Origin of the sequence: Pseudomonas sp. NFR16, from assembly GCF_900108875.1 — a bacterium.
Classification (GTDB): Bacteria; Pseudomonadota; Gammaproteobacteria; order Pseudomonadales; family Pseudomonadaceae; genus Aquipseudomonas.
The window spans coordinates 1,827,950-1,840,760 of the sequence record NZ_FNYJ01000001.1 but is presented as its reverse complement, the minus strand read 5'-3'; the positions used below and the strand labels follow the sequence as shown (position 1 = coordinate 1,840,760).

Below are 12,811 nucleotides of genomic sequence, written 5' to 3'. Positions count from 1 at the left end.
AAAAGGCAGCGTGATGAACACAAGCGCCAAGGCTAAAAGCGGCATGAGTTGGGCCTGGTTCCACAAACTTGGATCGCCGAAATGGTTCTACGGCATCAGCGGTCGTCTGTTGCCATGGTTGAGCATCGCCGCCGCGTTGCTGATCGGCATCGGCGTGGTCTGGGGCCTGGCGTTCGCCCCGCCGGATTACCAGCAAGGCAACAGTTTCCGCATCATCTACATCCATGTTCCGTCGGCGATGCTGGCTCAGTCCTGCTACGTGATGCTGGCCGTCTGCGGCGTCGTCGGGCTGGTCTGGAAGATGAAGATGGCCGATGTCGCCCTGCAATGCGCTGCGCCCATCGGCGCGTGGATGACTGCCGTGGCGCTGGTCACGGGTGCGATCTGGGGCAAGCCCACATGGGGTTCATGGTGGGTGTGGGACGCAAGGCTGACCTCAATGCTGATCCTGCTGTTTCTGTACTTCGGGTTGATCGCCCTGGGTAACGCCATCACCAATCGCGACAGCGCCGCGAAGGCCTGTGCGGTGTTGGCGATTGTCGGCGTCATCAATATCCCGATCATCAAATACTCGGTCCAGTGGTGGAACACGCTGCATCAGGGCGCAACGTTCAGCCTCACCGAAAAACCGGCCATGCCCGCTGAAATGTGGCTGCCGTTGCTGTTCACCGCGCTGGGCTTTTATTGCTTCTTCGGCGCCGTCCTGCTGCTGCGGATGCGCCTGGAGGTTCTCAAGCGCGAGTCTCGCGCCAGTTGGGTCAAGGACGAAGTCTTGAAGAGCCTGGGGCGTGCGCCAGGCCGTGGAGGCGTGCGATGAGCTTTGCGTCTTTTGGCGACTTTCTGGCCATGGGCAAACATGGGCTGTTCGTCTGGACCGCTTACGGCATCTGCATGGCGGTGCTGGTCATCAACGTTCTGTCACCGCTGTTGGCGCGTCGGCGTTACCTGCAACAAGAGGCGCGTCGTTTGCGCCGGGAGAGCAATACGTGAATCCGCTGCGGAAAAAGCGCCTGTTGATCATCGTGGCGATACTCGCCGGGGTCGGCATTGCGGTCACTCTGGCGCTCAGCGCTTTGCAAGAGAACATCAACCTGTTTTATACGCCGACCCAGATTGCGGGCGGCGAGGCACCGCATGACACGCGCATCCGCGCCGGCGGCATGGTCGAGAAGGGCTCGCTGCAACGCTCGGCGGACTCGCTGGACGTGACATTCGTCGTCACCGATTTCAACAAGTCGGTGACCATCACCTATCGCGGCATCCTGCCGGACCTGTTCCGCGAAGGGCAGGGCATCGTCGCGCTGGGCAAACTCAATGCCGATGGCGTAGTGGTGGCCGATGAAGTGCTGGCCAAACACGACGAGAAATACATGCCGCCTGAAGTGACCAAGGCGCTCAAAGACAGCGGCCAGCCGGCGCCGGGCGCATCCGCCTCGCCTGCGGCGCAGCCAGAAAAACAGGGGTAAGCCATGATTCCCGAACTCGGCCACCTGGCCATGATCCTGGCGCTGTGCTTTGCCCTGGTGCAGGCCGTGGTGCCGTTGCTCGGCGCCTGGCGCGGCGATCGTCTGTGGATGAGCCTGGCTCAGCCGGCAGCGTGGGGGCAGTTTGCCTTTTTGCTGTTCGCCTTCGGCAGCCTGGCGTACTCGTTCATGGTCGATGATTTCTCGGTGGCCTATATCGCCGAAAACTCCAACAGCGCCTTGCCTTGGTACTACAAATTCAGCGCTGTCTGGGGCGCGCATGAGGGCTCCTTGCTGCTGTGGGCGCTGATCCTCGGCGGCTGGACCTTTGCGGTGTCGGTGTTCTCGCGACAACTGCCGCAAATCATGCTGGCCCGCGTGCTGGCGGTCATGGGCATGATCAGCATCGGCTTCCTGCTGTTTCTGATCCTGACCTCCAACCCGTTCAGCCGCATCCTGCCGCAGGTGCCGCAGGACGGGCGCGACCTCAACCCTTTGCTTCAGGACCCGGGGCTGATCATTCACCCACCGATGCTGTACATGGGGTACGTGGGCTTCTCGGTGGCCTTCGCTTTCGCGATTGCGGCCTTGCTCGGTGGGCGTCTGGATGCGGCCTGGGCGCGCTGGTCGCGTCCCTGGACGATCATCGCGTGGGCATTTCTGGGTTTTGGCATCACCCTGGGATCCTGGTGGGCGTATTACGAATTGGGCTGGGGCGGCTGGTGGTTCTGGGACCCGGTGGAAAACGCCTCGTTCATGCCCTGGCTGGTCGGCACCGCGCTGATTCACTCGCTGGCGGTCACGGAAAAGCGCGGCGTGTTCAAAAGCTGGACAGTGTTGTTGGCCATCGCGGCGTTTTCCTTGAGCCTGCTTGGCACGTTCCTGGTGCGCTCCGGCGTGCTGACGTCGGTGCATGCGTTTGCGTCGGATCCGGCACGCGGCGTGTTCATTCTGGTGTTTCTGTTAATGGTCGTGGGCGGCTCATTGACCCTGTTCGCGATTCGCGCGCCGGTGGTGAAGAGCCACGTCGGTTTCAGCCTGTGGTCGCGGGAAACCCTGCTGCTGGGCAACAACCTGGTGCTGGTCGTCGCTGCCTCGATGATTCTGCTCGGCACGCTTTATCCGCTGGTACTGGACGCCCTGAGCGGGGCGAAAATGTCGGTGGGCCCGCCGTATTTCAACGCGCTGTTCGTGCCGCTGATGGGCCTGCTCATGGCGGTGATGGCGGTGGGTGTACTGGTGCGCTGGAAAGACACGCCGGTGACGTGGCTGATGAGCATGCTTGCGCCGGTACTGGTCGGCAGCGCAGTGCTGGCGGTCGTCGCAGGCTTTGCCATGGCCGATTTCCACTGGGCCGTCGTCGCGACGTTCCTGCTGGCGGCGTGGGTGTTGCTGGCCGGTGTGCGCGACTTGCTCGACAAGACCCGCCACAAAGGTCTGCTCAAAGGCATGCGCTCGCTGACCCGCAGCTACTGGGGCATGCAACTGGCGCACATCGGCATCGCCGTCGTGGCCCTGGGCGTGGTGCTGTCGAGCCAGAACAGTGCCGAGCGCGACTTGCGTCTGGCCCCCGGTGATTCCGTCGAGCTGGGCGGCTATCGCTTCGTCTTCGAAGGCGCCCGGCACATTCAGGGCCCCAATTTCACCTCTGACGAAGGCACCATTCGTGTGCTCGAAGACGGTAAGGAAATCACCGTGCTGCATCCGGAAAAACGCCTGTACACCGTGCAGCGCTCGATGATGACCGAGGCCGGCATCGACGCCGGTTTCACCCGGGATCTGTACGTCGCGATGGGCGAGCCGCTGGAAAACGGCGCGTGGGCGGTGCGCGTTCACGTCAAACCGTTCGTGCGCTGGATCTGGTTCGGTGGCTTGATCACCGCGTTGGGCGGCCTGTTGGCGGCGCTGGACAAGCGTTACAGGGTCAAGGTCAGAACCCGAGTGCGTGAAGCCTTGGGCCTGTCGGGGGCCGCGGTATGAAGCGTTGGGTGTTGCTGCTCCCGCTGGTGCTGTTCCTGGGCATGGCGGGCATTCTGTACAAGGGCCTGTTTCTTCAGCCTGATTTGCTGCCCTCGGCGCTGATCGACAAGCCGTTCCCCGAGTTCGCCTTGCCTGCCGTGCAAGGGGGCAAGCCGCTGACCCGCGCCGACCTGTTGGGCAAGCCGGCATTGGTCAACGTCTGGGGCACCTGGTGCGTCGCCTGCCGCGTCGAGCATCCGGTGTTGACCCGACTTGCCGGGCAAGGCGTGGTCATCTACGGCGTCAACTACAAGGACGTCAACGCCGATGCATTGAAGTGGCTGCAGGATTTTCATGACCCGTACCAGCTCAACATCAATGATGAAGCCGGCAGTCTGGGTCTGAACCTGGGGGTGTACGGCGCGCCGGAAACCTTCCTGATCGACAGCAAGGGCATCATTCGTTACAAGCACGTCGGGGTGATCGACGACACGGTCTGGCGCGAAAAACTGGCAGGCCTGTATCAAGGACTGGTCGACGAGGGCAAACAATGAATGGCCCACGCGCGGCAGTGATATCACGGGCCTCATCGCGAGCAAGCTCGGCTCCTACAGGGGCTTCTGTCCACCCCGGAACTTGCGGCAATGATCGACCGGTTCAGCCCGTGACCTGTAGGAGCGAGCTTGCTCGCGAAGACGCAGGCACTGACGCTGCAGCGCGAAAGGCTGTACACGCCTCATCGCGAGCAAGTTCTGGTCTACCGGTTGCGCGGGGGTTCGTGGGGCAGGTGGCTCGAGTGAGTCGTCGCTTTTTCGCGGCGGCGCTGCTGTCGTTGAGCAGCCTGGGCATCGCTCACGCCGCCATCGACGCCTACACCTTCAAGGACGAAGCCGAGCGCGCGCGATACGCCGAGCTGACCCGCGAATTGCGTTGCCCGAAATGCCAGAATCAGGACATCGCCGACTCTAACGCGCCCATCGCCGCCGATCTGCGTAAAGAGATCTATCGCATGCTCGGTGAAGGTCAGAGCAATCAGCAGATCATTGACTTCATGGTCGATCGTTATGGCGAGTTCGTGCGTTACAAGCCCGAGCTCAACGCGCACACCTGGCTGCTCTGGTTCGGTCCGGCCGGGCTGTTGCTGGGCGGCGTGCTGTTGATCGGCGTGATCGTTGCCCGCCGCCGTCGTCAGCGCGATGACAGTGACGATGTGCTTTCCGACGAGGAGCGTCAGCGCCTCGCCCACCTGTTGGATAAAAACCGCGAATGATCGATTTCTGGCTAGCCGCCGGCCTGCTGTTGCTGGTTGCCCTGAGTTTCCTGCTGATTCCTGTCGTGCGTGGACGCCGCGCGCAAAGCGAAGAAGACCGCACCGCCCTCAATGTTGCGCTGTACCAGGAACGTCTGGCCGAGCTGCAGACGCAGCAGCAAGAGGGCGTGCTGTCTGCTGCGCAGATGGACAGTGGTCGTGCCGAAGCGGCGCGCGAGTTGTTGGCCGACACGGAAGGTGGCGAGGCTGAACGCGTTTCAAAGCTGGGCAAGCCGTTGCCGGTGCTGGCCGCGGTACTGGTTCCCGTGTTGGCGCTGGCGCTGTACCTGCATTTTGGGGCGGTCGACAAGGTCGAGTTGACGCGCGAATTTGCGCAACCGCCGGGCTCACTGGCGCAGATGACCAACCGCCTGGAACGTGCGGTCAAGGCTCAGCCGGATTCGGCCGAAAGCATTTATTTCCTCGCCCGTACCTACATGGCGCAGGACCGTCCTGCCGACGCGGCGGCGATGTTCGAGCGCGCAGTGGCGCTGGCCGGACGTCAGCCCGAGTTGCTCGGTCAATGGGCGCAGGCGCTGTACTTTGCCGGGAACAAGGCTTGGACGCCGCAGATCCAGGCGCTGGCGGATGAGGCGCTGAAACTCGACGCCAAGGAGGTCACCAGTCTGGGCCTGATGGGCATCAACGCGTTCGAAGGGCAGCACTATCAGGCGGCGATGGATTACTGGAAGCGACTGCTGGCGGTCTTGCCGGCGAACGATCCCTCGCGTTCGGCCCTGGAAGGCGGCATCGCCCGGGCCAGCGACAAGCTGGTGCAGAGCGGCGGCACGCCTGTGGAGGCGCCGCTGGCAACGGCTCAACAAGCGCGTCTGCGCGTGCGCGTCAGCCTGTCTGCGGCGCTGAGCGGCAACGTCCAGCCGAGTGACACGGTGTTCATTTTTGCCCGTGCGGTATCCGGGCCTCCAGCGCCTCTGGCGGTCAAGCGCGTAACGGTCGCCGACCTGCCGGTGGACGTGGAGCTCACCGATGCCGATGCGATGATGCCGCAGCTGAAACTGTCGAACTTTCCGGAAGTCCAACTCGTTGCTCGGGTATCCCGCGCAGGTCAGCCCACTTCCGGCGAGTGGATAGGCCGCAGTCAACCGCTGCCCAGCAACGTGACCGCGCGCCAGGCCTTGACCATCGACAGCCCCGATCAATAGCCGATCAAGCAGCGAGTAGAGAGCCTTATGTATCGCGTCGCACGTTTTGCCCTGTTGAGTCTGATGGTGGGATTGACCGCAGCCTGTGCGGTGCAGCATCCGGGGCCACAGAGTTCGGAACCGATCCCGACCATTCCCGGACCGTCGCCGACGCCACAGCCCGGGACTCCACGCACCACGCCGCAGACCCCGCCCTCGGCGCCGATTCCGTCGGCTCCGAAAACCTCGGCCAACTTCGCCCCGCCGCCCGGCGGCAACAGCCACTGGGATGCCAGACTTGGCGTGCATGTGCTGGATAATGTGCCGAACACCTTCTACCGCCAGCGCACGTACTATCGCTGGAACAACGGCTGGACCTGGTCCACATCGCCCAGTGGGCCGTGGCAGGAAACCGATTCGAGCGGCGTTCCGCCAGGCTTGAGCAGACAATTCGGTAACTGAGCGACAACGAAAAACGGCGACCTCTTCAGGTCGCCGTTCTGGTTTCTGCCGTGGCTTATTTGGCCGGGTAGATCTGGTCGAACACACCGCCGTCGATGAAATGGGTCTTCTGCACGGTGCGCCAGTCGCCAAAGGTTTTCTCCACCGACAGGAAATCGACTTTCGGGAAGCGGTCGGTGTACTTGGCCAGCACCGCCGGGTCTCTCGGACGCAGGTAGTTGGCCGCCGCGATCTCCTGACCTTCCGGCGACCACAGGTATTTCAGGTAGTCCTCGGCCAGGGCGCGAGTGCCTTTTTTGTCGACCACCTTGTCGACCACGCTCACCGGCGGCTCGGCTTCGGCGGAGACGCTTGGGTAAACCACTTCGAACTGATCGCGACCGAACTCGCGGGCGATCATTTCCGCTTCGTTCTCAAAGGTCACCAGCACGTCGCCGATGTGGTTGGTCATGAACGTCGTGGTGGCGCCACGGCCACCGGTGTCCAGCACCGGCACGTGGCTGAACAGCGCACCGACGAACTTCTTGGCAGCCGCTTCATCGCCACCGTTCTTCAGCGTATAGCCCCACGCCGACAGATAGGTGTAACGGCCGTTGCCGGACGTTTTCGGATTCGGCACCACTACCTCGACGCCGTCTTTGATCAAGTCCGGCCAGTCCTTCAGGGCCTTCGGGTTGCCCTTGCGCACGATGAACACCGTGGCGGACGTGAACGGGGCGCTGTTGTTCGGCAGGCGGGTCACCCAGTTGTCAGGCACCAGCTTGCCGTTGTCGGCCAGCGCATTGATGTCCGTCGCCATGTTCATGGTGATGACGTCTGCCTGGAGGCCGTCGATGACCGAGCGCGCCTGCTTGCTCGAGCCGCCGAACGACATTTTCAGCGCGACGTCTTCCTTGTGTTCGGCCTGCCAGTGTTTCTGGAAGGCGGCGTTGTAATCCTTGTAGAAGTCGCGCATCACGTCATACGAGACGTTGAGCAATTCGGGCGCGGCATGCGCGGCGCTGCCGAAGGCCATGCCAGCGGCCAGCAGAGAGGCGGCGAAGAGTCTGTTCACTGCGAATTCCTTTGTCGTAAGTAGCGTTATTCTTATGATGAAAGCGATGGCTAATGGCCGCGACTATAACGAAAACCTTTAAGCGCTTATAGATTAAAAACTCATGTGCTTATGTCCGGCTTGCCACTGGCCGCGCCTGGATTTGCGCTTGGGGTCGTGGCCGCAATGGAGTCGACTTTCGGGAACAGCGCATTGCCGCAGCGGGAGCAGAAAGCAGCGCTCTGTTCGTGGTTGCTTTTGGCGCAGACCGGGCAATCGTGCTGCAACGCGTCACCGCGCATGGCGTTGGCCAGTTCGGCGGTAAAAATACCCGTTGGCACGGCGATGATCGAATAACCGGTGATCATCACCAGCGACGACAGAATCTGCCCCACGGGCGTCTTCGGGACGATGTCGCCAAAGCCGACCGTGGTCAGCGTCACGATAGCCCAGTAGATGCCTTTGGGAATGCTGGTGAAGCCGTGCTGCGGACCTTCGATGACGTACATCAACGTGCCGAAGACAGTCACCAGCGTCGACACCGTCACCAGGAAGACGATGATCTTCTGTTTGCTGCCGCGCAGGGCGGCGAGCAGGTAATTGGCCTGCTTCAGATACGGACTGAGCTTGAGCACGCGGAAGATCCGCAGCATCCGCACCACGCGCACGATCAGCAGATACTGTGCGTCGCTGTAATAGATCGCCAGGATGCCCGGCACAATCGCCAGCAGGTCGATCAGGCCGTAAAAGCTGAAGGCGTACTTCAACGGTTGCGGCGAACAGTACAGGCGCACCAGGTACTCGAGGGCGAAAATGGCAGTGAAACCCCATTCGACCCACGCCAGGATATCGCCGTAATCGCGATGAACCCGTTCGATGCTGTCGATGATCGCCACCAGCAGGCTGCAGAGGATGATCACCAACAGGATTTTATCGAAGCGCCGGCCGGGCTTCGTGTCGCTTTGAAAGACGATGATGCGCAATTGTTCGCGCAGGTCAGTGTGGCTGTCCATGGGAGGGTTCCGCTTGCAAGGTCGGCTGAGCCTGGGACAAACCGCTCAGGAGCGCAACCGCTGATCGAGGGTCGATGGCTGCAGCATCCGCGCGCTCGCCTGCACCAGCCAGCAGGCAAGAATGAACGGCGCTGTCAGGGCGGCAAGCCCCAGTCCGGTAAATCCGGGTTGCAGCAGGATGGCCAGGCCTGCCGCGATGCCCGGCATCCACGGCTTATGCCGCTGATGACTGAACGCCAGGGCCGCCAGCGCGGGGTTGTAGCCAGAGAGGCCCAGCAGTGCAGAATCGGTCTCGTGCTGCCAGAGCGCGAAGGCGATGCCGCCGGCGCAACCGAGCAGTGCCCACAGCGCTGCGGTTCGGTTGGCGAGCAGCAGACCGAGGCCGATCAGCACGCCCGCCAGCGGATGATCCAACAGGAAAACTTGCCCTAATCCCAGTGGCAGCGCCTGGATGAGGTTCGTGTCGACAGAGCGGGCCGTGGGTGCGGGGTCGGCAAACCACAGCAGCCCCCAGCTGAACAGCACGAAGGGCGCAGTGTATGCCTTCAGGCACGAGGGCCGCGGTGTGCGCTGCAGCCAGGCATGCATGAGCATCGCGCTGGCTCCGCCGCAGGCCATGATCAGCAGCGGTAACAGGGGCGACCATTCGAAGCGGTAGCAGATCAACAGGCCGATCAGCACGCCGTTGTAGCTGTAGACGCCCGACTGGCGCTCGGGCTTTGCGTAGCCACGTCGCTGCGCCGTCAGCAAGCCTGCGACTGCACCCAGCAGCGCGCCGCCCAGGGAGGAGGGCGCACTGATCAGGATCGCCAGCAGGCACAACAAACCGCACACCGGATGGCGTTGCAGCAATACCTGGCTGAAGCCATTGAGCAGCGCTTCGGCCCAGTCGTGGCAGTGAGATGAAGAAGGCAGAGATTGGTTGGTTGGCATGTATGTATTCAATAATTTTATTTATTGTATACATAGTGGCGCGATGTCGATGGACTTTCAAGACATGCCCAGGCTAACCGCCATGTCGAGCCGATCAGTCGTGGGAGCCGACGTTTCAGCGCCCACAACTGCAGCGTACTTCAGACCCTGAACTGTCGCAGCAGGCCGTTCAACTGTTCGCTCAACCCTTTGAGTTGACTGCTGGCGGCGCTCGACTGCTCGGCGGCAATTGCCGTGCTCTGCGACAGTTGCGCCGCCTGGGTGACGTTCTGGTTGATGTCTTCGACCACATGGGACTGTTGCAGCGTAGCGCTGGCAATCGAGGCGTTCAGGCCGTTGAGGTTGCGCAGGGCCTGACTGATCGACGTCAGGCTCTGTCCGGCCAGGTGGGCTTGTTCGATCGTCAGTTGTGACGAGCGACTGCTGTCGCCGATCACTTTTACGGCGGCGTCCGAGTGGCGTTGCAAGCGCTCGATCATGGCCTGGATTTCGGCAGTGGATTTTTGCGTGCGTTGGGCCAGCATGCGCACCTCATCGGCCACCACGGCGAAGCCCCGGCCCTGATCGCCCGCCCTGGCGGCTTCGATGGCCGCGTTGAGGGCGAGCAGGTTGGTCTGCTCGGCAATCGAGCTGATGACATCGAGTACACCGCCGATCTGCGTGCTTTCGCTGGCCAGCGTGCGGATCACCTCCACGGCCTGATCGATCGTGCCGGAGAGATGGTCGATCTGCTTGAGGCTGCTGTCGATGTTGGCCTGGCCTTGCTGCGCCTGAGACTCAGCATTGCGCATTTCGCTGGCGGCATGCTCGGCGTTCTTCGCCACATCCTGCACGCCGTAGGTCACTTCATTGACGGCGGTCGCCACCTGTTCCATCTGCAAGGACTGCTGATGACTGCGTTCCTGCGCCTGTATGGCATTGCTGCCCAGCTCACTGCTGGCTTCACCCAGCCCGACGGCAGACCGTTGCAGCTCGCTGACGACCCGACGCAGCTTGGCGGTGAAGGCGTTGAAATGGCGGGCAAGCTGGGTCACTTCATCATTGCCGTGAGTTTCAAGGCTGCGCGTCAGATCGCTCTCGCCACTGGCGATACTGGCCATGGCCTCGACAGTGGTTTTCAGCGGACCGGCAATGCTGCGGCCGATCAGGATCAGCAGCAGCGCCATCACCAGAATAATGCCGGCGCTGATCGACAGCGCCTTGATCACCTGCTGGCGAAACTCGGCCTGCACGTCATCGACATAGACGCCGGAACCGATGATCCAGCCCCAGGGCGTGAACAAAGTAATGTAAGACGTCTTCTGTACGGCATCGCTGGCGCCCGGCTTCGGCCAACGGTAGTTGACCATGCCGGCGCCTTTGGCTTTGGCCAGCGTGACCATCTCATTGAAAACCTGGAAACCATCGGGGTCTTTCACGCCGGAAAGGTCCTGACCGACCAGCTTGGGATTGGCCGGGTGCATGATCATCACCGGGCGCAAATCGTTGATCCAGAAATAGTCGGTCTGGTTGTAGCGCAGTCCGCGGATGGCATCCATCGCCTGTTGTTGCGCCTGCACGCGGCTGAGAGTCCCGGCGCTTTCCAGCCCATGGTAGTAGTCGAGCAGACCAGCGGCGGTCTGCACCACATGCATGGTTTTTTGCGCCTTGGCGTCGTAGAGATCGTCATGGATTTGTTTGAGCATGGCCGCGGCCAGCGTGAACAGCATCAACACAGCGACGATGAGGATCAGCCACAGACGCCGGCTGATTGAGAGATTGCGCATATTCATACCCGTCACTCCGTTCTTTTGTTCTTGTTATGTCGGCTGACCGTCCGGCGGAACGGCCGCACACAGTGAATCTGCCACAGTGAGTCTGCACAGTGAATCCATGCAGCGAAGTGGGGCTGTCTTAAATGATCTCGGCTTGAGCGGGATAAACCTGAGAGCTGCGCAGGGATTTATACGTGTGCCCTGCAGGCTAAGTCGCAGTGGGAGCAAGCGTGCTGTAAAAATGACGTCAGATTAATATCATGTATAGCCAAAGGCTTACACGAAATGGAGAATTTTGCTCTAGGTTGGATCCCATTGCCGAGGTACATTGGATCCATCAACTGCAGCAACGGAAGGCTGCAGGATCAGGGACGATCGACCGTTGCCAGGCATTGGCGGCCAACAGGAAGTTGGACGGTGTTGCAAAACCCGCTTCGGCGGGTTTTTTTATGCCCGCAGGAAAAGCCCGTCCGTCTTGTCCTGACGCCTCTGTTACGACCGTTTCGACCAAATGTCATCACTGGATGGAATTTCCGGCGCTCGCGCAGTTCACAGTACGGACAATACCCGAGTCCAGGACAGGGCCGGCCGGGCAGGCAATGGGAAAAATTACTGTGGATGTGGCGAAAATGGCAGTAGACGGACAACATAAAGGACTCATTCTGGTGGTCGAAGATGAGTCGATCATTCGCGATTTCGTTTGCGAGATTCTGGGTGACGAGGGCTTTTCGACCCATGCGCTGGAAAGCGCCGATGAGGCCGCGAAATTCCTCGACGATCATGCAGACAGAGTGTCTCTGCTGCTGACCGACATCCTCATGCCCGGCACGCTCAACGGTGCCGACCTGGCCAATCTGTCGGGCGACAAGTGGCCGCAGATTCCGATCCTGATCATGTCGGGTCACGAGACGCCGGAAAGTTCGGGCGTCACGCACAAAGTCACGTTTATTCGCAAACCCTGGAGTTTCGGTCAGTTGCTCGATGGCGTCGACACGGCGCTGCAGACCGGAAGCGTTGCCTGAACTCAGCGATCCGGCTCGCAGCCTTTGAGCACCAGACGAATGATCGTCTGCGCAGCCGCCTCGTAATCGGCGTCGTCCAGCTTGGCCTTGCCGGTCACCGTCGAGATCTGCCAGTCGAAATCGGCGTAGGTCTGAGTGGCGGCCCAGATGCTGAACATCAGGTGATGAGGATCGAGCGGGGCGATCAGACCGTCATCGATCCACCCTTGAATGCAATCGATATTGTGCCGCGCCTGGCCGTTGAGCTGCTCGACCTGCTCCGGCGTCAAGTGCGGGGCGCCGTGCATGATCTCACTGGCGAACACTTTCGAGGCGAATGGTAATTCCCGGGAGATGCGGATCTTCGAGCGGATGTAGCCGCTGAGCACCTCGGCAGGAACCCCCTCGCGATTGAACGGCGTCGACGCCTGCAGGATCGGCTCGATGATGCTTTCGAGCACCTCGCGGTAGAGGTTTTCCTTCGATTTGAAGTAGTAATAGACGTTGGGCTTGGGCACACCGGCCTTGGCTGCGATGTCGCTGGTTTTGCTGGCGGCGAACCCTTTATCGGCGAATTCTTCACTGGCTGCGCGCAGTATCAGTTCTTTGTTGCGCTCGCGGATGCTGCTCATAAACCGGTATTTCCTTGCCTGCTCGGCGGTGGCGAATGGTAGCACCGGGCTTGCGACAGGCTCAACATGATGCAAGGCGAGACCCGCGCCGGTCTGGCAGTTTATGCTCA

General features: G+C 61.4%; 14 protein-coding genes. 9 read left to right on the top strand and 5 right to left on the bottom strand.

What is annotated here, in order from left to right:
• The first annotated feature begins 43 nt into the window (after positions 1-43).
• The 8 genes from BMZ10_RS08155 to BMZ10_RS08120 all read left to right on the top strand — a co-directional run bounded on the left by BMZ10_RS08155 (position 44) and on the right by BMZ10_RS08120 (position 6,335).
• The gene (locus tag BMZ10_RS08155) at positions 44-817 is read left to right on the top strand and encodes a heme ABC transporter permease (protein ID WP_093460172.1); all 774 of its coding nucleotides are present in this window, start codon (positions 44-46) and stop codon (positions 815-817) included.
• Entirely contained in the window at positions 814-990 is a 177-nt protein-coding gene (gene ccmD / locus BMZ10_RS08150; protein ID WP_093459569.1) for a heme exporter protein CcmD, read from the top strand. Before BMZ10_RS08155 ends, ccmD begins: the two co-directional genes overlap by 4 nt.
• On the top strand, positions 987-1,466 hold the full coding sequence (gene ccmE / locus BMZ10_RS08145; protein WP_093459566.1) for a cytochrome c maturation protein CcmE: 480 nt from the start codon (positions 987-989) through the stop codon (positions 1,464-1,466). The genes ccmD and ccmE overlap by 4 nt, the downstream gene beginning before the upstream one ends.
• 3 nt (positions 1,467-1,469) lie before the next feature.
• Positions 1,470-3,443 carry a heme lyase CcmF/NrfE family subunit gene (locus BMZ10_RS08140; protein ID WP_093459564.1) on the top strand — a complete coding sequence of 658 codons (1,974 nt, stop codon included), beginning with the start codon at positions 1,470-1,472 and terminating at the stop codon, positions 3,441-3,443.
• On the top strand, positions 3,440-3,976 hold the full coding sequence (locus tag BMZ10_RS08135; protein ID WP_093459560.1) for a DsbE family thiol:disulfide interchange protein: 537 nt from the start codon (positions 3,440-3,442) through the stop codon (positions 3,974-3,976). Before BMZ10_RS08140 ends, BMZ10_RS08135 begins: the two co-directional genes overlap by 4 nt.
• Positions 3,977-4,218: 242 nt before the next feature.
• Entirely contained in the window at positions 4,219-4,692 is a 474-nt protein-coding gene (locus tag BMZ10_RS08130) for a cytochrome c-type biogenesis protein (protein WP_177182060.1), read from the top strand.
• Positions 4,689-5,894 carry a c-type cytochrome biogenesis protein CcmI gene (gene ccmI, locus BMZ10_RS08125; protein WP_093459557.1) on the top strand — a complete coding sequence of 402 codons (1,206 nt, stop codon included), beginning with the start codon at positions 4,689-4,691 and terminating at the stop codon, positions 5,892-5,894. The genes BMZ10_RS08130 and ccmI overlap by 4 nt, the downstream gene beginning before the upstream one ends.
• A gap of 27 nt (positions 5,895-5,921) precedes the next feature.
• Positions 5,922-6,335 (top strand): hypothetical protein, encoded by a 414-nt coding sequence (locus BMZ10_RS08120; RefSeq protein ID WP_093459554.1) that lies wholly within the window; start codon positions 5,922-5,924, stop codon positions 6,333-6,335.
• Positions 6,336-6,390: 55 nt separating this feature from the next.
• Here BMZ10_RS08120 and BMZ10_RS08115 read toward each other — a convergent pair whose 3' ends face one another.
• The 4 genes from BMZ10_RS08115 to BMZ10_RS08100 form a co-directional block, all read right to left on the bottom strand.
• Positions 6,391-7,389 (bottom strand): sulfate ABC transporter substrate-binding protein, encoded by a 999-nt coding sequence (locus BMZ10_RS08115; protein ID WP_093459552.1) that lies wholly within the window; start codon positions 7,387-7,389, stop codon positions 6,391-6,393.
• Between the two features lie 101 nt (positions 7,390-7,490).
• Positions 7,491-8,381 carry an ion transporter gene (locus tag BMZ10_RS08110; RefSeq protein WP_093459549.1) on the bottom strand — a complete coding sequence of 297 codons (891 nt, stop codon included), beginning with the start codon at positions 8,379-8,381 and terminating at the stop codon, positions 7,491-7,493.
• 45 nt (positions 8,382-8,426) lie between these two features.
• A complete protein-coding gene (locus BMZ10_RS08105; protein ID WP_093459547.1) occupies positions 8,427-9,314 on the bottom strand; it encodes an urea transporter in 888 nt (295 codons plus the stop codon).
• A 140-nt stretch (positions 9,315-9,454) separates the two neighbouring features.
• A complete protein-coding gene (locus BMZ10_RS08100) occupies positions 9,455-11,086 on the bottom strand; it encodes a methyl-accepting chemotaxis protein (protein WP_093459544.1) in 1,632 nt (543 codons plus the stop codon).
• 611 nt (positions 11,087-11,697) lie between these two features.
• On the opposite strand from BMZ10_RS08100, the gene BMZ10_RS08095 reads away from it, so the two are divergent.
• On the top strand, positions 11,698-12,090 hold the full coding sequence (locus BMZ10_RS08095; RefSeq protein WP_093459541.1) for a response regulator: 393 nt from the start codon (positions 11,698-11,700) through the stop codon (positions 12,088-12,090).
• A gap of 2 nt (positions 12,091-12,092) precedes the next feature.
• On the opposite strand, the gene BMZ10_RS08090 is transcribed toward BMZ10_RS08095, so the two are convergent.
• Positions 12,093-12,701, bottom strand: coding sequence for a TetR/AcrR family transcriptional regulator (locus BMZ10_RS08090; protein WP_093459538.1), 609 nt, complete (start codon positions 12,699-12,701; stop codon positions 12,093-12,095).
• Between the last annotated feature and the right edge of the window lie 110 nt (positions 12,702-12,811).

Bases quoted from the DNA above. Each gene is read 5' to 3' on its own strand.
- BMZ10_RS08155 (WP_093460172.1), top strand. From the start codon at position 44: ATGAGTTGGGCCTGGTTCCACAAACTTGGATCGCCGAAATGGTTCTAC.
- ccmD (WP_093459569.1), top strand. From the start codon at position 814: ATGAGCTTTGCGTCTTTTGGCGACTTTCTGGCCATGGGCAAACATGGG.
- BMZ10_RS08140 (WP_093459564.1), top strand. From the start codon at position 1,470: ATGATTCCCGAACTCGGCCACCTGGCCATGATCCTGGCGCTGTGCTTT.
- BMZ10_RS08135 (WP_093459560.1), top strand. From the start codon at position 3,440: ATGAAGCGTTGGGTGTTGCTGCTCCCGCTGGTGCTGTTCCTGGGCATG.
- ccmI (WP_093459557.1), top strand. From the start codon at position 4,689: ATGATCGATTTCTGGCTAGCCGCCGGCCTGCTGTTGCTGGTTGCCCTG.
- BMZ10_RS08120 (WP_093459554.1), top strand. From the start codon at position 5,922: ATGTATCGCGTCGCACGTTTTGCCCTGTTGAGTCTGATGGTGGGATTG.
- BMZ10_RS08110 (WP_093459549.1), bottom strand. From the start codon at position 8,381: ATGGACAGCCACACTGACCTGCGCGAACAATTGCGCATCATCGTCTTT.
- BMZ10_RS08105 (WP_093459547.1), bottom strand. From the start codon at position 9,314: ATGCCAACCAACCAATCTCTGCCTTCTTCATCTCACTGCCACGACTGG.
- BMZ10_RS08100 (WP_093459544.1), bottom strand. From the start codon at position 11,086: ATGAATATGCGCAATCTCTCAATCAGCCGGCGTCTGTGGCTGATCCTC.
- BMZ10_RS08095 (WP_093459541.1), top strand. From the start codon at position 11,698: ATGGCAGTAGACGGACAACATAAAGGACTCATTCTGGTGGTCGAAGAT.
- BMZ10_RS08090 (WP_093459538.1), bottom strand. From the start codon at position 12,701: ATGAGCAGCATCCGCGAGCGCAACAAAGAACTGATACTGCGCGCAGCC.